This is a genomic window from Streptomyces sp. NPDC054887 (assembly GCF_053610585.1).
This window is the reverse complement of record NZ_JBSGYQ010000002.1, coordinates 45157-65754: the sequence shown is the minus strand read 5'-3', so window position 1 is coordinate 65754 and position 20598 is coordinate 45157. Positions and strand designations below refer to the sequence as shown.

Sequence of the window (20598 nt, the reverse complement as noted above, 5' to 3'; positions counted from 1 at the left end):
ACGTTGTGTGTCTGCTGTCCCGGACGCCGCGAAGAGGCGCCGGGACGGGTCTGGTCAGCCGCCGTCGGTCAGTCGGCGGCAGCGGCGGGCACGGGGACCTCGGGGGTCGCGCCGGGCCCGCAATCGCAATCGTTCACAGGTGGCCGCTCCTCGCGGAGCTCCGCGATGGCGGCCTCGAAGTCCTCTAGCGAGTCGAACGCCCGGTACACGGACGCGAAGCGCAGGTACGCGACGAGGTCGAGTTCCCGCAGTGGGCCGAGTATGGCCAGCCCCACGTCATGGGTGGTCAGCTCGGCGCTCCCGGTGGCGCGCACCGCCTCCTCGACCCGCTGGCCGAGCTTGGCGAGGGCGTCCTCGGTGACCGGCCGCCCCTGGCACGCCTTGCGCACGCCGGAGATGACCTTGGTACGGCTGAACGGTTCGGTCACACCGCTGCGCTTGATCACCATCAGCGAGGCGGTCTCGACCGTCGTGAAACGACGGGAGCAGTCGGGGCACTGACGGCGCCTGCGAATCGACGTTCCGTCGTCCGTGGTGCGACTGTCGACGACGCGACTGTCGGGGTGCCTGCAGAAGGGGCAGTGCATGATCCGAACCCTCCCTCACAGCACGACTGAATAGCCTCGGCAGCCCCACCGGGGGCCCTTCGAAGCGGTCACCAGCATAGGTGATGGGAGGGGTCCGGCGGACCGGGGGACCCACTTGGACCACAACTTGTGGGCAGCTGTAGCCATGCGACTACTAGATCTAGGGTCTGGTGCTTTTTTCGCACTTCGCGCGTGTCGCGACGTCCACGGCCGCTCACGCCGTGCACCCACCGCCCGGCCGACACGCTGACAGCCCCCCACCCGCCTTCGGCCCGGCCGCGAAGGTTACCGTAATGGCCCGAATTGCCATTCGGCCGAAAGGCCCTCTCATACACCCCGTCGCGCGTTCGAGAAAGGCATTCTGCGCTTTTTCACTCGAACGTGTGTTTGGCGCAACCTTTCGAAAGCAACTACCGTTGTGCAAACCAGGGAGAGAGACCATCGCGAGAGGGGCCGACGTGACCACCACCGCCGACAGTGCCACCATCACTGCCCAGGACCGATCCCAGAGCCGACTCGAGCCGGTGCATGCCATGAACGAAGCAGCCACACATCCGGAGGGCCCCAAGCCCTCACGCTCGCTGCCCGGCCGACCTCCAGGAATCCGGGCGGACAGTTCCGGCCTCACTGATCGGCAACGGCGGGTCATCGAGGTCATCAGGGACTCGGTGCAACGGCGAGGATACCCGCCGTCCATGCGCGAGATCGGTCAGGCGGTGGGCCTCTCCAGCACCTCTTCCGTGGCCCACCAGCTGATGGCCCTGGAGCGCAAGGGCTTCCTGCGCCGCGACCCGCATCGCCCCCGGGCGTACGAGGTGCGGGGTACGGACCAGCCGAGCACCCAGCCCACCGACACGGCCGGCAAGCCCGCCGCGTCGTACGTCCCCCTGGTCGGCCGGATCGCGGCCGGTGGCCCCATCCTCGCCGAGGAGTCGGTGGAGGACGTCTTCCCGCTCCCCCGGCAGCTCGTGGGCGACGGTGAGCTCTTCGTCCTCAAGGTCGTCGGCGACTCGATGATCGAAGCGGCGATCTGTGACGGCGACTGGGTGACGGTACGCCGCCAGCCGGTCGCCGAGAACGGCGACATCGTGGCCGCGATGCTGGACGGCGAGGCCACGGTGAAGCGGTTCAAGCGCGAGGACGGGCACGTGTGGCTGCTCCCGCACAACGCCGCCTACCAGCCGATCCCCGGCGACGAGGCGACGATTCTCGGCAAGGTCGTGGCAGTGCTGCGACGGGTGTGACACCCCGCCGGTCAAGGACCGGGCCCCCGGAACCCACTGCGCCGGTTCCGGGGGCCCGTTTGTTCGTGTGCGTACGGCACCGGACGAGCCCGTGCACGGCGGCGCCCCGAACGGCCCGCCGTGCCGACTGCTTCCCGTGCCGGTTGCCCGCTGTGCCGACTGCTGCGCCTGCGGCTACTTCCCGGCGGCTGCGGCCGCCGCGTCGATCGCGGAGAGGGAGCGGCGGACCTGGTTACGGTCCGTGGTGTACCAGAAGTCCGGCAGCGACGCCCGCAGGTAGCTCCCGTACCGGGCGTTCGCCAGCCTCGGATCCAGTACGGCGACGACGCCGCGGTCCCCCGAGGCCCGTACGAGCCGTCCCGCGCCCTGAGCCATCAGCAGGGCCGCATGGGTGGCCGCCACGGCCATGAAGCCGTTGCCGCCGGCCTCCTCGACGGCCTTCTGCCGGGCGCTCATCAGCGGATCGTCCGGCCGGGGGAACGGAATGCGGTCCATGACGACGAGCTGGCAGCTCGGCCCCGGCACGTCCACGCCCTGCCACAGCGACAGCGTCCCGAACAGGCACGTCTTCGGGTCCGCGGCGAACGACTTGATCAGCTCTCCGAGCGTCTCCTCGCCCTGGAGCAGGATCGGCGTGTCGAGCCTGCCGCGCAGCTCCTCCGCCGCCGCCTTCGCCGCCCGCATGGACGAGAAGAGCCCGAGCGTGCGGCCCCCCGCCGCCTCGACCAATTCGGCCAGCTCGTCCATCATGTCGCCCCGCGAGCCCTCGCGGCCGGGGGTGGCCAGGTGGCGGGCGACGTAGAGGATGCCCTGCTTGGGGTAGTCGAAGGGCGAGCCGACGTCCAGCCCCTTCCAGACCGGGACGTCCTCCCCCTCGGTGCCCTCCGGCGACAGGCCGAGCGACGCCCCGACCCCGTTGAAGTCGCCGCCGAGCTTGAGCGTGGCGGAGGTCAGGACGACCGACCGCTCGCTGAAGAGCTTCTCCCGCAGGAGCCCCGACACCGAGAGCGGGGCGACGCGCAGGGAGGCGCCGTAGCGCTCGTGCCGCTCGAACCAGACGACGTCGTACTCGGAACCGTTAGCGATGCGCTCCGCGACGGCGTGGACGCTCTCGACGGCCGCGAGCGCCTGCTTGCGCACCGCGTCCTCGTCCTGGACGGACTTGTCGCGGGTCGACCCGATGGCGGAGATGACGGTGCGGGCGGCGTCCCGCAGCGACATCAGGGCGTACCCGAGATCCTCGGGGATCTCCTCCAGGCGCCCGGGCAGCGCCAGCTCCATGAGCCGCTCGAAGGACTCCGCGGCCGTCTGGAGGGCGTCGGCGGCCTTCTCGTTCACCAGCTTGGCCGCGCGGCGCACCGCCCGGTTGACCTGACCGGGGCTGAGTTCGCCGGTCGCCACCCCGGTCACCCGGGACACGAGCTCGTGCGCCTCGTCGACGATCAGCACCTCGTGCTGCGGGAGCACCGGCGCGCCCTCGATGGCGTCGATGGCGAGCAGGGCGTGGTTGGTCACCACGACGTCGGCCAGCTTGGCGCGCTCCCGGGCCGCCTCGGCGAAGCATTCCGCCCCGTACGCGCACTTCGACGCTCCGAGGCACTCGCGGGAGGAGACGGAGACCTGGCCCCAGGCCCGGTCGGACACCCCGGGGGTGAGGTCGTCGCGGTCGCCCGTCTCGGTCTCGTCGGCCCAGTCCCGCATGCGCAGGAGGTCCTGACCGAGCTTGCTGGTCGGGGCGGCGGCTTCGAACTGGTCGAAGAGGCCGTCCTCCTCCTCCTGCGGCACGCCCTCGTGGAGCCGGTGCAGGCAGAGGTAGTTCGACCGCCCCTTGAGCATGGCGAACTCGGGGCGCCGGCGCAGCAGCGGATGCAGCGCCTCGACCGTACGCGGAAGATCACGCTCCACGAGCTGGCGCTGGAGAGCCAGGGTCGCCGTCGCCACGACGACACGCTCGCCGTGGGCCAGGGCCGGCACCAGGTAGCCCAGCGACTTTCCGGTGCCGGTGCCGGCCTGGACGAGCAGGTGGGCATTGTCGTCGATGGCTCCGGCCACGGCCTCGGTCATGGCGACCTGGCCGGGCCGCTCCGTGCCGCCGACGGCGGTGACGGCGGCGTGGAGGAGCTCGGGGAGTGAGGGCTTCGTCATAGCCCGTCCAGCCTACGGGGCACCACTGACAACCCGGGTCGCACCGGCCACCGCGTCAGGCCGGGTGCAGCGGGTTCGGCACCGTCCCGTGCACGGCGGCGTGCGGGCGGTCGGGCCGGTCGCGGTAGCCGTCGAGGTGCAGCCGATTGCGGTTGAGACACAGCCGCTCGATCCGCGGAGTGAGCAGGTCGAAGATTTCGAAGCGCTCCTTGAGCTCGGGAAAGCGGGCCTGGTGCCGCAGGATTTCTGCTCGTACGAGTGACCAGAAGTCGTTCTCGGGAACGCCCAGTTGTTCTTCGCACAGGGGCGCCAGATAGCGGAATACGCCGATGAACAGACCGGAGTGGATGAATTGCGTGAGGAACGCGGGTGGCTCGGTCAGCAGCACCTCGCGCACGTCGTCGGGCATGGAGTCGTGCTCGGGCAGCGGCTGCGCGCTGACGTTCACGTCGTCGACGAAGTCCTTGATCGCCAGGCGCACCGGCACATCGTGCTCGTCGAAGACGACGATGGCGTTCTCGCCGTGCGGGGAGAAGACCGTGCCGTAGCGGTACAGGAAGTGCAGCAGCGGGGGCAGCATCGCGCTGAACAGACGCGTGAGCCAGACGGTGGGCGGGAGGCCCGAGCGGGCGACGAGCTCCGCGGTGAAGGCGCGTCCCGCAGGGTCCGTGTGGAGCAGGGACGCGAGCGTACGGGCGCGCTCGCCCGGGGCCAGCCGGCCGGTGAGCGGCTCGCGCCAGATCGCGCCGAGCAGCTCCTTGTACTGGTACGGGACTTCGGGAAGGCCGTCGTACAGGGGGTGTTCGACGGTGACGGAGGCGACCTCCCCGAGGAGGATCACTCCGCAGTCGTCCCGCAGGAAGGGGTCGGCGGCCTGGAGTCCTTGCACCCAGGCGGTGACGGCCGGCGCCGCCAGCGTGCGCTCGGTGGGCAGGCCGCGCCAGACGAGCGTGTTCAGGACGGCGAGCGGCAGCTTGACCGTGTGCCGGTCGGGGCGGCTCAGATTCAGGAACGTGCGGATGGACTGCTGGGGCAGCCGTACGTCGCCGTCGGTCGGCAGCGGCACGATGGCGCCCTGGGCGACGGCGGGCGCGAAGAGCGGCAGGACCACTTCGTCCCACTGCCACGGGTGGACGGGCAGGTAGAGGTACCGGTCGGGGTCGAGTCCACGGGCACGGAGGGCGGTGGCGAACGCCTCACGCGTCGCGGCGTCGAGTTCGCGTGCGTAGAGGCGCTCGGGGGTGGCGAGTAACGGCACTCCGCGGTAGCCGGCCAGCTCCGTGCTGACGGCGATCCAGGGCAGCGTGGCGGGCGTACGGGCTTCGGGCGCCCAGCGGGCGGTGTCCGTGGCGGAGAAGCCGAGGCGGCCCTTGTTGAGCACGAGCCAGGGGTGGCCGGTCTGGTGGCCTTCGAGCTCCGCGTACCCGAGGTCGGCGAGGCGCGCGGCGGGCACGGCGGTGTGGTCGAGGCGCGCGTCGGCGGCCAGGGTGGCGGTCAGCTCGCGGATGAGGTGGCCGAGGGTGGCGCCGTCGAGCGCGAGGAGCCAGCGGGCGCGGAGCAGGAAGGCCAGGGGGTCGCCGAAGGTGCGGCCTCCGGTGTCCGCGCCGCCCGTCCCGGCCGGGGTGTCGGCGTCGGACTCGCGGATCTCAATGGAGTCCGGGTCCACCCGCCAGCTGTCGTAGGCGCCGCGTGCCGCCCGGAAGGTGAGTACCGCGCCGTCGTCGAGAAGGAGGGTGTGACGGTCGCTCCCGGGCTGCCGGACCGGCGCGACGATCTCCTCGTACGCGAACTCGCCGAGCATCTTGGCGAGGAGGCGGCGGGCTGCCGGCTCCCAGGCGCCCGGCCTCAGTTCGGGCGGGGCGAGCAGCGGGCGCGAGCCCTCGAAGTCATGGGCGACGGCGGGCTTCGGCACGGGGACTCCTCGGGGTGGAACCCATTCGGGCGAGCGGTGTATGAGAAGGAGCGGGTGGTTCACAGCTGGTTGCGCAGGGCGCGGTCGCGGACCATGAGCGCGGCTCGCTTGTCGGGGAGGTCGAGTTCGGCGGAGAAGCGGAACCCGGCCGCGAGGAAGGCGGAGACGGAAGGGGTGTTGCGCAGGTCGGGTTCGGCGACGACCCGGGCGCAGGAGGGGCGGTGGTCGAACACGAGGTCGGCGACGGCCCTCAGGAGCGTAGTGCCGAGGCCGCGGCCGCGGTCGGCCACGCCGCCGACGAGGAGGTGGACACCGGTGTCGTGCGGGCGGGCCGGATAGTGGCGGGCCAGCGGGTCGAGGTCGGCGCGGTAGATCTCCCAGTAGCTCATGGGGACGCCGGCCAGGACGCCGAGGCAGGGTGCGCTGCGGCCGTCGCCTTCGAGCTGGGGGCGCAGGTGGGCCGCGGTGACCTCTTCGGGCCCCGCCAGCTCCCAGAAGGCGGCGACGGCCGGATCGTTCATCCACCGGCTGATGAGCGCCAGGTCCCGTTCCAGGCGTACGGGAACGAGCTGGAACGGACCGGCGCCGGTGGTGACGGGTCCCCATTCGGCGGGGGCGTCGAGGAGGCCGCCGGCGGCGGGCCCGGGTGCGGCCGCCGGCACGTCGTCACCGAACAGCGCGACCAGCTCGTCGGTCAGACGCAGGTCGAGGGTGTCCTCGGTGCTCGATCCGGCGCGGGGACCGGAGTGGGTTCCTGCATCGGTGCTCGCATCGGTGGGAGGCACGGCGACGCTCCTCTCAGCAGTTCGGGTGGGCGTGTTCCTTCAGGTGCGAAGGGGGTTGGCGATGGTGACGTAGACGGACTGCGTGTCGACGGGTCCTTCGAGCTCGTCGAGGCCGTGCAGCCGGGTGAGCAGATTGGCCTTGCAGCGGAGGCTGGGATTCTCCAGGAGCTGTGCGGGCAGAGGGGAGCCGAGCGCGGCGCTCTTGCCCAGGAACTGGCGGAACGCGGCGATCAGGACGCGCTCGTCGGCGAGGCGCTGGGCGCCGAACGCGCCGATGAGGCCGAAGACGTTGTTGATGCCGAGGTAGTACGCGAAGCGTTCGTCCGTGACGGCGTCGGGGACGAAGGTGTCGCTGGTGGCGCCGATGCCGGGGAGGCGGCGTTCGAGTGCGGCGCGGTGGGACGCACGGAAGTAGTAGCCCTGGTTGTCGCGGTACCGGCCGCCGACGGGCCAGCCGTCGGGGTCGAGGAGTACCAGGGTGTTCTGCTGGTGGGCTTCGAGCGCGACCCCGGCCGTGCCGTCGAGCCAGAGCACCGGGCGTACGACGTGGTCGAGGTAGCGCAGGAACCACTCGGCGGCGACGGCTCCGGTGGGGCGGCCGGTCCGGGCGGCGAGGCGGGCGACGACGTCCGCCAGGCGGGAGTGCATGCCGCTACGGCCCGGCAAGGGGCGCGGGGCGGTGAGGCCGGCCAGGCAGACGGCGTCGTCGCCGGGGCCGAACGGGTTGTGCCGCAGGAGGGCGTCGAGGCCGGGCACCGGTTCGCCGTCCAGCGTGTCCACGGCGAGCCAGGCCGGGTCGCGCACGATGTCGAAGCCGGGGTGGGCGGCCTGCCATTCCTCGGCGAGCCCGGCGCGCAGCAGCCGGTGGACCTCGACACCGCGGTGGAGTTCCTTGCGGAGGTTCTCCCGGCGGGAGTTGGTGATGCGTACGCCGAGCGAGAGCTTGAGCATGACGGGCGCACCGGGGCGGTGCACCGTACGGACGGAGGAGGTGGGGTGCCACGGCTCGCCGTGCGGGCCGAGGTCGTGGAGCAGTCCCCGCTCCAGGAGCGCCGCGACGGCGGGCCGGTGCGTGAGCTCACGGGCCTGCCACGGGTGCAGCGGCAGCGGGACCGTACGGTCCGGGAGTCGGAGCGTCCCGGCGAGGCGGGCGACGAGCTGTTCGACGGGCACGGCGCGGCCGCGTTCGGTCCACGCGGAGTCCCCGGCCAGTACGGACCGGTCGACCGCCATCCAGTGGAGCGGGAAGGAGCCGTGCAGCTCCGGCGAGTACCGCAGCGCTTCCGCCTCGGAGAGCCCCTCGCGGCTCTTGGGCGTGGGGTGCAGGGGGTGCCCGAGGAGGAGCGACTGTTCCGCGCTGAGGAACAGGTCCGCGGCCGGGGCCGGACCGGGGTGCGCGCGCCGCTCGGCGATGAAGCGGGCGGTGCGCCGCACGGAGTCGGCCACCCTGCCCACCAGGTCCGCTCCTTCGCGCTGCCCCGCCTCGCGGCCGAGGAGTGCCGCGACCGTGACGGCGTCGGCGGGCGGCGCTCCCTGCGGGCCGCCTTCCAGGGCCGGCATGCCGAAGCGGTGCCAGCCGGTGGCCGACCAGTAGCGGACGGGGACGAGCAGCGCGGTCCCGCTGGCGTCGAGCGGGATGCGGAGGGTCGGGCCGTGGGGCCGGACGAGGTCGTTCTCCCTGATCCAGCACCGCAGCAGGTTCTCCACGGCCGCCGCCTCCGCGGCCGTGTGCGGGTCGGGGTGGTCGAGCAGGTCCTCGGCGGCGGCCGGGGCCGTGCCCGCCGTCTGCGGGCGTCCGCCCGGGACGGGCCCGAGCTGCTCCCCGTGGGGGCTGCCCTTCTGCCGGGGCACCTTCGCCTCGTCGATCACGAGGCGGCCGTGCGCGGAGCCCTGTGTCCGGTCGTGCGGGGTGGGACGGTCGTCGGCCTCGGACGCATCGGGTGCGGGGGTGGGGTTCACGGGGGTCTTCCTTGGGACGAGGTCCGGGGTCAGTTCGAAAGCCCGGTCTGTTGCCGGTGGTACGGGGAGCGCTCGGCGGCCGAGAGGGCGTCGGCCAAGCGGTCGAGGACCGCCGTGGCCTGTTCGTCGGTGAGGGTGAGGGGAGGCAGCAGTCGGACGACGGAGGAGTGGCGTCCGCCGAGCTCGACGATGAGCCCGCGCTCCAGGCATTCCCGCTGGACGGCGGCGGCCAGAGCGGGCGCCGCCGGGGGGACGCCCGAGGACGTAGGGCCCTCGTCGGGGCCGGCCTCGGGGTCCACGAGTTCGACGCCGATCATCAGTCCCCGGCCCCGTACGTTCCCGATGCAGGGATGGTCGGCGGCCAGCCCTTGCAGCCGGCCCGTCATACGGGCGCCGAGCACGGCGGCCCGCTCCGCGAGGCGGTTCTCCCGTACGTACGCCAGGGTGGCGGCGCCCGCCGCCATGGCGAGCTGGTTGCCGCGGAACGTACCGGCGTGCGCGCCCGGCTCCCAGGCGTCGAGGTCCGCCCGGTAGACCACCACGGCCAGCGGGAGGCTGCCGCCGATCGCCTTGGACATGACCATCACGTCGGGCACGATGCCGCTGTGCTCGACGGCCCAGAAGGCGCCGGTCCTGCCGACGCCGGTCTGCACCTCGTCGGCGATCAGCGGAATGGAGCGGTCGGCCGTGACCTGGCGCATCCGGCGCATCCACTCGTCCGGCGCGGGGATGACGCCGCCCTCGCCCTGGACGGGTTCCAGGATCATCCCGGCCGGGGCGGTCACTCCGCTCTTGGGGTCGTCCAGGAGGTTCTCGGTCCAGCGGGCGGAGAGTTCGGCGCCCCGTTCCCCGCCCACGCCGAAGGGGCACCGGTAGTCGTACGGGTAGGGCAGGCGCGTCACCCGTACGTCCTGGGCGCCGCCGGAGGCTTCGAGCGCGCCCGACGTCATGCCGTGGTACGCCCCGGTGAAGGACAGCAGCCCGCTGCGGCCGGTGGCGGTGCGCACCAGTTTGAGCGCGGCCTCGACCGCGTCCGTGCCCGCCGGACCGCAGAACTGCACCCGCGCGTTGTCGGCGAGCCCGCGCGGCAGCGTCTCGAACAGCTCCGTGATGAACGCGTCCTTGACGGGCGTCGCGAGGTCCAGCACGTGGAGCGGCGCACCCGAGTCGAGGACCTTCCTGACCGCTTCGAGGACCACGGGATGGTTGTGACCCAGGGCCAGCGTCCCGGCGCCCGAGAGGCAGTCGAGATAGCGCCGCCCGTCCGCCCCTTCGATCGTCAGTCCGCGCGCGCGTACGGGCACGATCGGCAGCGACCGCGCGTACGTACGGGCGGAGGACTCACGCAGCGACTGGCGCCGCAGGATTCCGTCCTGAGCGGCGGTCAGCACCGCAGCGGCTGGTTCGGTCACGGCCACGTCTGTTGGTCCTCCCGCGGTGAAGCCTGCCTTCGCACGCACTGGTCTGTATGTCCGTGCCCGTCCGGACCCGGCACCGACCCTGCGTCCCCCGTACGTACCAACGACGGTGGCGCCCGGGGATCACGGGCAATAAGAAGATCCTTACGTCGGGGGAACCGTGCCCCTGCCGCGTGCCGTCCCCATCGGCACCGGCATAGTGGTGCCCGCGCTCCGGCCCGGTGCTCCGCTCGCCGGGATGCGCGATGCGCGCAGAGTTCACAGAGTTCGTTGAAGAAGATGTCGAAGTCCCAGGGGGATCCATACATGCGACCCATTCGCCCGACCAGCGCAGCACGTGGCGGGAGGAGCGCGCGTCGCCGAACCTCCCCCGTGCTCGCGGCTGTCGGCCTCGCCGCCGCCCTCGCCCTGACCGCCACGGCCTGCGGGCCGACCGAGGACAACGCGGGCGGTGAGCCGAGCGCCCCCGCCGGCCAGGTCACCGGCGGCGGGGACGGCAAGATCGTCATTCCGGAGGACCTGAAGGACCGTCTCAAGGAGCACGGCGTCGACCTGGACAAGTGGAAGGGCGGCGCCTGGAAGGACTGGAGCAGGGACGACTGGCTCCGCGAGGCCGAGGACTACATCAACCCGATCATCGAGGACCTCTGGGACGCGGACCGCATGCGGGACGCCGAGGAGCCCGACCGGCCGGTGGACAACGACATCTCCGGCGACGAGGGCGTCACGGACCCGACGCCCGCGCCCGTCCAGGCCCAGCCGGTGAAGACGCCGTACTCCGCGAGCACGCCCGCGTCCGGGAAGCTCTTCTTCGACGGGCCCGAGGGTTCGATGGTCTGCTCCGCGACCGTCGTCAAGGACCCGGCGCACCCCGGCAAGTCGAACATGGTGTGGACGGCCGGCCACTGCGTGCACGCCGGCAAGAAGGGCGGCTGGTACCGCAACATCGCCTTCGTCCCGTCGTACAACGACACCGGCAGGTCGACCGCGGAACTGGGCAGCGCTCCGAAGAACGAGGTCACCCCGCACGGCGTGTGGTGGGGCGACTGGGCGCAGACGTCCTCGCAGTGGATCGCCGAGGGCGGCCCGACCGGTGGCGAGGGCGCTCCGTACGACTTCGCGGTCCTGCACGTCACTCCGGAGAAGGGCAGCGGCAAGTCGCTGGAGGAGACGGTCGGTTCGGCGCTCCCGGTGGAGTTCGACGCGCCTGCCACGCCGGACATCGCGAGCATGACGGCGACCGGCTACCCGGCCGCTCCGCCGTTCGACGGCCAGAAGCAGTTCCAGTGCGCGGACAAGCCGGGGCGCCTGTCCATCAAGGTCGGTGACCCGACGATGTACCGCATCGGCTGCACCATGACCGGCGGTTCGTCCGGCGGCGGCTGGGCGGCCACCGGCCGCGACGGCAAGCCCGCGCTGGTCTCCAACACCTCGATCGGTCCGGTGACGGCCGGGTGGCTGGCCGGTCCGCGCCTGGGCGAGGAGGCCAAGGACATCTTCGACGCGGTCAGCGGGAAGTTCGCCGACAAGTAACGAAGCCGTCCGGCAGGCGACTGCCGCTCGGGGCCCCCGGCGTACGCGCCGGGGGCCCTTCGCCGTTCCGCCGCCCGGCCTCCGGAAGCCCGAAGGCCGCCCCCCGCTGTACGGGGGACGGCCTTCGGTCCTGCTGTGTTCGTGGTGCGGCTCGGCAGTGGCGCGTCAGCGCGCGACCGGCACGTACGGCGCCAGGTCGGACGCCAGCTCCTCGTGCACCCGCACCTTGATCAGCGTGCCGTCCCCGGTGTGCTCTTCGGAGATGACCTCGCCCTCGGCGTGCGCCCGCGAGATCAGACCGCCGTGCGTGTACGGCACGAGGGCCTCGATCTCGACCTCGGGCCTGGGCAGCTCGGAGTCGATCAGCGCCAGCAGCTCCGCCATGCCCGCGCCCGTACGGGCCGACACCGCGATCGCGTGACGCTCGATGCGCAGGAGCCGCTGGAGCACGACCGGGTCCGCGGCGTCCGCCTTGTTGATCACTACGATCTCGGGCACGTCCACCGCGCCGACGTCGCGGATGACTTCCCGTACGGCTGCCAGCTGCTCCTCCGGCGCCGGGTGCGAACCGTCCACCACGTGCAGGATCAGGTCGGAGTCGCCGACCTCCTCCATCGTGGAGCGGAACGCCTCGACGAGGTGGTGCGGCAGGTGCCGTACGAACCCGACGGTGTCGGCGAGCGTGTAGACGCGGCCGGTCGGCGTCTCGGCCCGGCGCACGGTCGGGTCGAGGGTGGCGAACAGCGCGTTCTCCACCAGCACGCCCGCGCCCGTGAGGCGGTTGAGCAGCGAGGACTTTCCGGCGTTGGTGTATCCCGCGATGGCGACCGAGGGCACCTTGTTGCGCTTGCGCTCCTGGCGCTTGATGTCGCGGCCGGTCTTCATCTCCGCGATCTCCCGGCGCATCTTCGCCATCTTCTCGCGGATCCGACGCCGGTCGGTCTCGATCTTGGTCTCACCGGGACCGCGGGTGGCCATACCGCCGCCACCGCCGGCGCCGGCGCCGCCCATCTGCCGGGACAGCGACTGACCCCAGCCGCGCAGCCGCGGCAGCATGTACTGCATCTGCGCGAGCGCGACCTGCGCCTTGCCCTCGCGGGACTTGGCGTGCTGGGCGAAGATGTCGAGGATCAGGGCGGTCCGGTCGACCACCTTCACCTTGACGACGTCCTCGAGGTGGATGAGCTGGCCCGGGCTGAGCTCACCGTCGCAGACGACGGTGTCGGCCCCGGTCTCGATCACGATGTCCCGCAGCTCGATCGCCTTGCCCGAGCCGATGTACGTGGCCGGGTCGGGCTTGTCACGGCGCTGCACCACGCCGTCGAGCACCAGCGCGCCCGCGGTCTCCGCGAGTGCAGCCAGCTCCGCCAGCGAGTTCTCGGCGTCGCGCACGGTGCCGGAGGTCCAGACACCGACCAGCACCACGCGCTCCAGGCGCAGCTGCCGGTACTCGACCTCGGTTACGTCTTCGAGCTCGGTGGAGAGGCCGGCCACGCGTCGCAGCGCGGCACGGTCGGAGCGCTCGAACTGGTCGCCGTCCCGCTCCCCGTCGACTTCGTAGCTCCAGGCGACGTCCTCTTCCATCAGGGCATCGGCCCGAAGGCTCTCGGTCACGTTCTCCGTGAAGCTCTGTGCGTCCTTGGAAGCGGAAGAAGAGGAGGTCATTGGATCCTTACGTCGAAAGAAATCAGGTTACGCCGGTGACAACGCGTGACGTGGCCGGAAGATTCCCCGGGCTGTGCGGAGGTCCCGGCCGCGCCGCCGGCCCGGTTGATAGTGGCACGCCGAGCACCGGGCCGTCACTCGGTTTTGTGCCCGCTTTCCGCCTCCTCGTACCCTTCCGCCGCGCCGCCGGGCGCTAGCGCCCGGCGGTACCGGCCCCCGCCTCCTTGGCCGGTGCCCTGCCCGCCGCCTTGGCCGGCGCCTTCGCGGCCTCGGTGCGCCAGTCCGGGTGCCCCGGCATCGCCGGCGTCTTCTTCCCGTACAGCCACTCCTTGAAGAACCCGGTCAGGTCCCGGCCGGCGATCTCCGACGCGAGGCGGGTGAAGTCGCCGGTCGTCGCGCTGGTGTCGCGGTGGTCGGCGACCCAGCGGCGCTGAAGCTCCCCGAAGGCCTCCTTGCCGATCTCCTGCCGCAGCGCGTACAGGACCAGGGCGCTGCCGTCGTAGACGACCGGCCGGAAGAGGCTGATCTTCTTCCCGGGCGCGGGGCTGTGCGGCGCGGCGGGCGGGCCGCCCTGGGCGCGCCACGCGTCGGACTGGACGTAGGCCGCCCGCATCCGCGCCTCCAGCGGACGCTTGGCGTGATCCTCCGCGTACCGAGCCTCGTACCAGGTGGCGTGGCCCTCGTTGAGCCACAGGTCGGACCAGGAGCGCGGCGAGACGCTGTTGCCGAACCACTGGTGGGCCAGCTCATGGACCATGATCGAGTCGACGTACCAGGCGGGCAGGTCGGTACGGGTGAACAGCGACCGCTCGAACAGCGAGAGCGTCTGGGTCTCCAGCTCGAAGCCCGTCTCCACGTCGGCGATCAGCAGCCCGTACGCCTCCAGCGGGTAGCGGCCGATCTGCCGCTCCATCCACTCGATCTGCCCGGGCGTCTTCTTGAGCCACGGTTCGAGCCGCGTCCGGTCGGCGGTGGGCACGACGTCGCGCACGGGAAGGCCGTTCGGCCCGTTCCTGCGCACGACGGTCGACCGGCCGACCGAGACCTGGGCGAGTTCGGTCGCCATGGGGTGGCTGGTCCGGTACGTCCAGGTGGTGCCGCCCGCCGCCTTCTCGGTCGCTCCGACGGGCAGTCCGTTGGCGACCGCCGTCAGGCCCTCCGGCGCGGTGACGCGGAACGTGAAGAGGGCCTTGTCGGCGGGGTGGTCGTTGCACGGGAACACCCGGTGGGCCGCGTCGGCCTGGTTCGCCATGGCGAGGCCGTCGCGGGTGCGGACCCAGCCGCCGTCGGCGCCCTCCTCGGGGGCGGGGTCGCTGGTGTGCCGCACGGTGACGCGCAGCGGCCACCCTTCGTGCACGGGGGTGTCCGGCGTGACGATCAGGTCCTCGCCCACCGTCTCGTACGCCGCCCGCTCACCGTTCACCTCGACCGAGGCGACCGTGCCGCGCGAGAAGTCGAGGTTGACGCGGTCCAGCCGCTCCGTGGCGACCGCGTCGATCTTCGTGACGGCGTCCAGTGGCTTGGTGTTGCTGCCCGCGTACGTGAAGGAGATGTCGTACGCGCGCACGTCGTAGCCGGGGTTGCCCAGGTGCGGGAAGAGCGGATCGCCGATGCCGAGTGCCACCGGTGGTGCAGGGGCGGGCACGGTCGCGGCGACGAGGGTGGCCGAGGCGGCGGCCAGCAGGGCGGCACGCAGGCGCCGGGAGGTGATCAGCATGGCCTACCGCTATCAGCGCCCGGCACGGCCGCCGCGACGGCACGCGACGTTCCCACTCGAAAGAGCGGCGCGTTCGATCAGGCGGCGGGCCGAGGCGCCCTGTGTCGGCGCGGCGAGCGTCCGGGCGGTCGCAGTCCGGGCGCCCGGTGCCCCGTGTCCGGTGTCCGGCCGCTGCGCGGGCCGCTCAGGCCGTGGCCGGGCGCTGGGCGCGGCTCACGTCGTACACGCCGGGCACCTGCCGCATGGCGCGCATCAGCGCGGGCAGGCCCGCGGCGTCGGGGAGCTCCAGGGTGTACGTGTGGCGTACGCGCTGTTCGCTCGGCGGCTCGACGGTGGCCGAGACGACCGCCGCGCCCGCGGTGGCGATGGCCTCCGTGAGGTCGGCCAGGAGCCGCGGGCGGCCGAACGACTCGGCGACCAGGGTGACCCGGCAGCCGCCCGTCGCCAGCCAGCGCACGCCCACCGGTTCCCTGCCGCGCGCCCGCATCCGCCCCACGGCGGGGCACACCTCGCGGTGCACGGTGACGACGCCACCGCGCACGGCGAAGCCGGTGACGGCGTCGGGCGGTACGGGCGTACAGCAGCCGGCGAGCCGCACGACCGCGTCCGGCAGGTCCACGACGGCGTTGCCGGGGACGCGGCCCGCCGGGGCGCCGGGGTCTGCCGGGCCCCCCGCGGGCCGGGGCTCCGGCGGCCTGCCGGCGGTCCCGGGCGCGGTGGGCGCCTCGGTCTGCGGATGGGTGGAGAGCCAGCCGGTGATGGCGATCCGCGCGGCGGGGGTGCGGGCGTGGTCGAGCCACTCGGGCAGGGGGCCCGAGCCGATGTCGTGGGCGAGGAGCGGCTGCACGGTGTCGCCGTCGTTCAGCACCGTGCTGAGCGTCGCCAGGCGGCCGTTCACGCGTGCGCCGATGCACCGGTGCGCCGCCTCGCCGTGCTGCGCGTACGCGGCGTCCACACAGCTCGCCCCGGCAGGCAGGCCCAGCGTGCCGCCGTCCGAGCGGAACACGGTGATCTCGCGGTCCTCGGCGAGGTCGGCCCGCAGCGACGTCCAGAACGTATCGGGGTCCGGTGTGGACTCCTGCCAGGCCAGCAGCCGGGAGAGCCAGCCGGGCCTGGTGGGGTCGGCGCGCTCACCGTCGTCGGCCGTCTCGGCGTCGTCGGTCGGCGCGTACGGGTTGCCCAGGGCCACCACCCCCGCCTCGGCCACTTTGTGCATCTGGTGCGTACGGATGAGGATTTCGGCCACTTCGCCGTCCGGTCCCGCGACGGCCGTGTGCAGCGACTGGTAGAGGTTGAACTTGGGCGCCGCGATGAAGTCCTTGAACTCGGAGACGACCGGGGTGAAACACGTGTGCAGCTCCCCCAGTACTCCGTAGCAGTCGGCGTCCTCCGCGACGAGCACCAGGAGCCGTCCGAAGTCCGTGCCGCGCAGCTCGCCGCGTTTCAGCCTGACCCGGTGGACGGAGACGAAGTGGCGTGGCCGGACGAGGACTTCGGCGGTCAGGCCCGCTTCCCGCAGCACCTTCCGCACGTCCTCCGCGATGACGCGCAGGGGATCGCCCGCACCGGCCTCCGCCGCGATGAGGGCGCGCGTGCGCTCGTACTCCTCCGGGTGGAGGATGGCGAAGACGAGGTCCTCCAGTTCGGTCTTGAGGGCCTGTACGCCGAGCCGTTCGGCGAGGGGGATCAGCACGTCACGGGTGACGCGGGCGATGCGGGCCTGCTTCTCGGGGCGCATCACGGTGAGGGTGCGCATGTTGTGCAGCCGGTCGGCGAGTTTGATCGACATGACCCGCACGTCGTTGCCGGTGGCGACGAGCATCTTGCGGAACGTCTCGGGTTCGGCGGCCGCGCCGTAGTCGACCTTCTCCAGTTTCGTCACGCCGTCGACGAGGAAGCACACCTCTTCGCCGAACCCCGTCCGCACCTGTTCGAGCGTCAGGTCGGTGTCCTCGACGGTGTCGTGCAGAAGCGCCGCGGTCAACGTGGTGGTCTCGGCGCCGAGTTCGGCAAGGATGAGCGTCACGGCGAGGGGGTGCGTGATGTACGGCTCGCCGCTCTTGCGCGTCTGCCCGCGGTGCGACGACTCGGCCAGTACGTACGCCCGGTGGAGGATGCTCAGGTCGGCGTCGGGGTGGTGGGCCCGGTGGGCGTCCGCGACGTGGCCGATCGCGTCGGGCAGCCGGTCGCGCGACGTGGGACCGAGGACGGCGACCCTGCCGATCCTGCGGAGATCGAGCCTGGGGCGCCCGCGCCTGCGACTGGTGGCGCCTGGGTTGGCGGCCTCTGCACTCATGGGCACCTCCGGCAGCTCGACCGGCGGTGGACGGGTGGACCCTCGTCCGGGCCGGTGCTTGATGCTACCGAGCCCACCACGCCCCGCAGTCCCGCTCTCGCTCAGCGTGAACCAGATCACCCATTCGAGCGAAGCTGTGCGCGATGCCCGTTTCCTGCCGGCCGCACGGCCGTGCGGCCGTGGTGCTAACGGGCCCCGGCGAGCCGGTCCGGGTCGACGACGCCCTCGGCGACGATCACGGCGGGTCCGGTCATCTCGACGGCGCCGTCGGGGCGCTCGGTGATCACCAGACGCCCCCCGGGAAGGTCCACGGCGTACGACACGGGCTCACCGGTGACCGCGGGGTCGGCGCCGTCCCTGCGGGCCGCGGCCACGGCCACGGCGCACGCGCCCGTGCCGCAGGAACGGGTCTCACCCGAGCCGCGCTCGTGCACGCGCATCGCGACGTGGCGCGGACCGCGGTCGACGACGAACTCGACGTTGACGCCTTCGGGGTAGGCGGCGGCGGGGCTGAACGGCGGGGCCGTGTAGAGATCGCCGGCGTGGTCCAGGTCGTCGACGAAGGCGACGGCGTGCGGGTTGCCCATGTTCACGTTGCGGGCGGGCCACGCGCGGGCGCCCACGGAGACCGTCACGTCGCCCTCGGGGAGGACGGCCCGGCCCATGGAGACGGTGATGTCGCCGAGGTCGCCGTCGGCCCCCGGCTTGGCGATGTGCACGTGCTTGACGCCGCCGCGGGTGGCGACGGCCAGGTCGCCCTCGCCCACGAGGCCGGCGTGCTGGAGGTAGCGGGCGAAGACGCGGACACCGTTGCCGCACATCTCCGCGACGGAGCCGTCGCCGTTGCGGTAGTCCATGAACCACTCGGCCTCGCCGGCCATCGGACGCGCCTCGGGATGCGCGGCGGACCGTACGACGTGCAGTACGCCGTCGCCGCCGATGCCGGCCCTGCGGTCGCACAGTCGCGCGACGAGGGAGGGGGGCAGGTCCACGGCGTTGTCCGGGTCGGGGACGATCACGAAGTCGTTCTCGGTCCCGTGGCCCTTGAGGAAGGCGATCTGCGAGGTGCTCACGGCGTCCATCGTACGGGCCGGGTACGACAGCGGGTCAGCGGAGGCGGGCCACGCGCCAGACGGCCAGCGCGACGATTCCGGCGCCCACGACGACGTACAGCGCGATCATCCGCCAGTCGGGGCGTCTGCCGGACTCCCTGGACGGCAGGCCCGGCCAGGTGTGGCCCACGCGGCGGGCGGCCATCATGCCCCAACCCGCGGCGCAGCAGCTGATCAGCAGTCCCAGCATGGCGACGACCGCACCGCCGTCGCCGAACTCGAAGGCCAGGGGGAAGGCGAACATCAGGGACCCCATCGCGGCGAGTCCCACGATCGGCGCGAGCTGCCAGATCCGCAGGCGCGGCTGCGGGCGCAGCTCGACCTCGACCTCGGGGCCCGTGGCGGCCGCGGAGGTCCCGTCCTGCTGGTCGGGCCCGTCGGGGCTCAACCGGTCCGGTTCGTCCTGCGTCGAGTCACGAGGGCCGGCTTCCATCGCCACGCGCCCTCCCAACTTGGACTCACTGGTCGATCGAAGCTTGATGATGGCACGGGCCCGGGCACGGGAATGACGGGCGGAGCGTCCCGATGCCATCACGTGATCAGGCTGTAACCGCTCGTTCGACCAACGCCAGAGCCCGATGCGGGAGTTCCGCCCGGTCCCCGGCCGCGCCGCTCAGCCAGTGCACGCGGGGGTCGCGGCGGAACCACGAGTCCTGGCGGCGCGCGAAGCGCTTGGTGGCGCGCACGGTCTCGGCGCGCGCCTCCTCCTCGGTGCACTCCCCCGCCAGCGCGGCCAGCACCTGCTGGTACCCCAGTGCGCGGGCCGCCGTACGGCCCTCCCTGAGCCCGCGCGCCTCCAGGGCCCGCACCTCGTCCACGAGTCCCGCCTCCCACATCCGGTCGACCCGTACGGCGATGCGCTCGTCGAGTTCGGGACGGGCCACGTCGACCCCGATCTGGACGGTGTCGTACACGGAGTCGTGGCCCGGCAGATTGGCCGTGAACGGCTTGCCGGTGATTTCGATCACTTCGAGGGCGCGGACGATGCGCCGGCCGTTGCTGGGCAGGATCGCGCGCCCCGCGTCGGGGTCGGCGGCGGCGAGCCGCGCGTGCAGGGCGCCGGGGCCCCGCAGCTCCAGTTCCTCTTCGAGGCGGGCCCGTACGGCCGGGTCGGTGCCGGGGAACTCCAGGGCGTCGACGGCGCCCCGCACGTAGAGGCCGGAGCCGCCGACGAGGACGGGCGTACGCCCCTCGGCGAGCAGCCGGTCGATCTCGGCCCGGGCGAGCCGCTGGTACTCGGCGACGCTCGCCGCCTCGGTCACGTCCCAGATGTCGAGGAGGTGGTGCGGGACGCCGCCGCGCTCCTCGGGCGTCAGCTTGGCGGTGCCGATGTCCATCCCCCGGTAGAGCTGCATGGAGTCGGCGTTGACGACCTCCCCGCCGAAATGCCGGGCGAGGGCGACGCCCAGATCGGACTTTCCGGCTGCCGTGGGGCCGACAACGGCGATGACCCGCGGTGCGGGGGCTGCTGTTCTCACTCGCACAGTCTCGCAAACTCCGCACCCCCTCCCCGAACGAGTTACGTGACGGCACGCGTCCGGGGTCGTTGCCTGTTGCGAGGTTCCGGCCGCCGGTTTACGGACCGGCGCCCCCGGGCGGTGCGACGAGACGCTCCGGACGGGCGCGGGATTTCGCCCACACGAGTAAGGTATGGAGCAGATATGGGCGTTTTTGCACGGTTTAGCCGCAAGTCCAAGGGGGCCGCTGAGGCGTCAACCGAGGAGGCGAAGGCCGCCACTCCGACGGCCGACACCCCGGAGGAGACAGCGGCGGAGGAGTCGGAGGGCGGGGCCGAGGAGGCCGCCGAGGCTTCCGGCACCACCGCGGCGGACAACGTGGAGATCCCGAAGCAGCAGTCCGCGGACGAGGCGGCGGACAACGGGGCCGGAGAAAGCGCCCGCCAGTAGTTCCCGACGAGCGAAGGTGATCCATGGGCTTCCTGGATTCGTTGAAGGCGAAGCTTGCTCATGCGAAGGACGGCGTCTCGCACTACGCGCAACAGCACGAGGGCAAGATCGAGCACGGTCTGGACAAGGCCGCCAAGGCGGTCGACAGCAAGACCAAGGGCAAGTACAGCAACCGGATCGAGTCGGGCACGGGCAAGGCCAAGCACGCCCTGGACCGCCTCGCGCACAAGGACGAGGGGCCCGGTGGAACGAGAGGCACCGGCACTGCGCCGCCGCCTCCCCCTCCGGCGGTGTGACGGTCGGCCTTGTGATCGGCAG

16 protein-coding genes are annotated in these 20598 nt (G+C 72.4%); 4 read left to right on the top strand and 12 right to left on the bottom strand.

What is annotated here, in order from left to right; all coding sequences use genetic code 11:
- Nucleotides 1–68: 68 nt before the first annotated feature.
- Nucleotides 69–587 carry a transcriptional regulator NrdR gene (nrdR, locus tag ACWGH0_RS01750; RefSeq protein WP_138904347.1) on the bottom strand — a complete coding sequence of 173 codons (519 nt, stop codon included), beginning with the start codon at nt 585–587 and terminating at the stop codon, nt 69–71.
- A gap of 458 nt (nt 588–1045) precedes the next feature.
- On the opposite strand from nrdR, the gene lexA reads away from it, so the two are divergent.
- The gene (gene lexA / locus ACWGH0_RS01745) at nt 1046–1831 is read left to right on the top strand and encodes a transcriptional repressor LexA (RefSeq protein ID WP_453402113.1); all 786 of its coding nucleotides are present in this window, start codon (nt 1046–1048) and stop codon (nt 1829–1831) included.
- 174 nt (nt 1832–2005) lie between these two features.
- Here lexA and ACWGH0_RS01740 read toward each other — a convergent pair whose 3' ends face one another.
- From ACWGH0_RS01740 to ACWGH0_RS01720, 5 genes are read right to left on the bottom strand one after another with little or no spacing between them, the layout of a single operon-like run.
- On the bottom strand, nt 2006–3976 hold the full coding sequence (locus tag ACWGH0_RS01740; RefSeq protein WP_453402112.1) for an ATP-dependent DNA helicase: 1971 nt from the start codon (nt 3974–3976) through the stop codon (nt 2006–2008).
- Nucleotides 3977–4031: 55 nt separating this feature from the next.
- Nucleotides 4032–5888, bottom strand: coding sequence for an IucA/IucC family protein (locus ACWGH0_RS01735; RefSeq protein WP_453402111.1), 1857 nt, complete (start codon nt 5886–5888; stop codon nt 4032–4034).
- Nucleotides 5889–5947: 59 nt separating this feature from the next.
- Complete coding sequence (locus tag ACWGH0_RS01730) at nt 5948–6673, bottom strand: GNAT family N-acetyltransferase (RefSeq protein ID WP_453402110.1); 726 nt, start codon at nt 6671–6673, stop codon at nt 5948–5950.
- 39 nt (nt 6674–6712) lie between these two features.
- Nucleotides 6713–8632 (bottom strand): IucA/IucC family protein, encoded by a 1920-nt coding sequence (locus ACWGH0_RS01725; RefSeq protein WP_453402109.1) that lies wholly within the window; start codon nt 8630–8632, stop codon nt 6713–6715.
- Nucleotides 8633–8661: 29 nt separating this feature from the next.
- A complete protein-coding gene (locus ACWGH0_RS01720) occupies nt 8662–10050 on the bottom strand; it encodes a diaminobutyrate--2-oxoglutarate transaminase (protein ID WP_453402108.1) in 1389 nt (462 codons plus the stop codon).
- Nucleotides 10051–10356: 306 nt separating this feature from the next.
- On the opposite strand from ACWGH0_RS01720, the gene ACWGH0_RS01715 reads away from it, so the two are divergent.
- Complete coding sequence (locus ACWGH0_RS01715) at nt 10357–11583, top strand: trypsin-like serine peptidase (protein ID WP_453402107.1); 1227 nt, start codon at nt 10357–10359, stop codon at nt 11581–11583.
- Between the two features lie 165 nt (nt 11584–11748).
- Here the strand turns inward: ACWGH0_RS01715 and hflX are convergent, their stop codons facing one another.
- The 6 genes from hflX to miaA form a co-directional block, all read right to left on the bottom strand.
- Nucleotides 11749–13248: a GTPase HflX gene (gene hflX, locus ACWGH0_RS01710; RefSeq protein WP_453402106.1), complete on the bottom strand. Its 1500-nt coding sequence runs from the start codon at nt 13246–13248 to the stop codon at nt 11749–11751.
- A gap of 193 nt (nt 13249–13441) precedes the next feature.
- Nucleotides 13442–14965: a M1 family metallopeptidase gene (locus ACWGH0_RS01705; RefSeq protein ID WP_453402105.1), complete on the bottom strand. Its 1524-nt coding sequence runs from the start codon at nt 14963–14965 to the stop codon at nt 13442–13444.
- Nucleotides 14966–15149: 184 nt separating this feature from the next.
- Nucleotides 15150–17261, bottom strand: coding sequence for a RelA/SpoT family protein (locus ACWGH0_RS01700; RefSeq protein WP_453402104.1), 2112 nt, complete (start codon nt 17259–17261; stop codon nt 15150–15152).
- 185 nt (nt 17262–17446) lie between these two features.
- Nucleotides 17447–18343, bottom strand: a complete 897-nt coding sequence (dapF, locus tag ACWGH0_RS01695) for a diaminopimelate epimerase (protein ID WP_453402103.1) — start codon at nt 18341–18343, stop codon at nt 17447–17449.
- Between the two features lie 25 nt (nt 18344–18368).
- Nucleotides 18369–18806, bottom strand: a complete 438-nt coding sequence (locus tag ACWGH0_RS01690) for a hypothetical protein (RefSeq protein WP_453402251.1) — start codon at nt 18804–18806, stop codon at nt 18369–18371.
- Between the two features lie 106 nt (nt 18807–18912).
- Nucleotides 18913–19851 (bottom strand): tRNA (adenosine(37)-N6)-dimethylallyltransferase MiaA, encoded by a 939-nt coding sequence (gene miaA / locus ACWGH0_RS01685; RefSeq protein ID WP_453402102.1) that lies wholly within the window; start codon nt 19849–19851, stop codon nt 18913–18915.
- Nucleotides 19852–20034: 183 nt separating this feature from the next.
- Between miaA and ACWGH0_RS01680 the strand changes: the two genes are divergently transcribed.
- Together ACWGH0_RS01680 and ACWGH0_RS01675 are read left to right on the top strand one after the other, a co-directional pair.
- Nucleotides 20035–20280: a hypothetical protein gene (locus tag ACWGH0_RS01680; RefSeq protein ID WP_453402101.1), complete on the top strand. Its 246-nt coding sequence runs from the start codon at nt 20035–20037 to the stop codon at nt 20278–20280.
- A 23-nt stretch (nt 20281–20303) separates the two neighbouring features.
- Nucleotides 20304–20576, top strand: a complete 273-nt coding sequence (locus ACWGH0_RS01675) for an antitoxin (protein WP_453402100.1) — start codon at nt 20304–20306, stop codon at nt 20574–20576.
- Nucleotides 20577–20598 lie beyond the last annotated feature (22 nt).

Coding starts and splice junctions, on each gene's coding strand:
- nrdR (WP_138904347.1), bottom strand. CDS start 587: ATGCACTGCCCCTTCTGCAGGCACCCCGACAGTCGCGTCGTCGACAGT.
- ACWGH0_RS01740 (WP_453402112.1), bottom strand. CDS start 3,976: ATGACGAAGCCCTCACTCCCCGAGCTCCTCCACGCCGCCGTCACCGCC.
- ACWGH0_RS01715 (WP_453402107.1), top strand. CDS start 10,357: ATGCGACCCATTCGCCCGACCAGCGCAGCACGTGGCGGGAGGAGCGCG.
- hflX (WP_453402106.1), bottom strand. CDS start 13,248: ATGACCTCCTCTTCTTCCGCTTCCAAGGACGCACAGAGCTTCACGGAG.
- ACWGH0_RS01705 (WP_453402105.1), bottom strand. CDS start 14,965: ATGCTGATCACCTCCCGGCGCCTGCGTGCCGCCCTGCTGGCCGCCGCC.
- ACWGH0_RS01700 (WP_453402104.1), bottom strand. CDS start 17,261: ATGAGTGCAGAGGCCGCCAACCCAGGCGCCACCAGTCGCAGGCGCGGG.
- dapF (WP_453402103.1), bottom strand. CDS start 18,343: ATGGACGCCGTGAGCACCTCGCAGATCGCCTTCCTCAAGGGCCACGGG.
- ACWGH0_RS01690 (WP_453402251.1), bottom strand. CDS start 18,806: ATGGAAGCCGGCCCTCGTGACTCGACGCAGGACGAACCGGACCGGTTG.
- ACWGH0_RS01680 (WP_453402101.1), top strand. CDS start 20,035: ATGGGCGTTTTTGCACGGTTTAGCCGCAAGTCCAAGGGGGCCGCTGAG.
- ACWGH0_RS01675 (WP_453402100.1), top strand. CDS start 20,304: ATGGGCTTCCTGGATTCGTTGAAGGCGAAGCTTGCTCATGCGAAGGAC.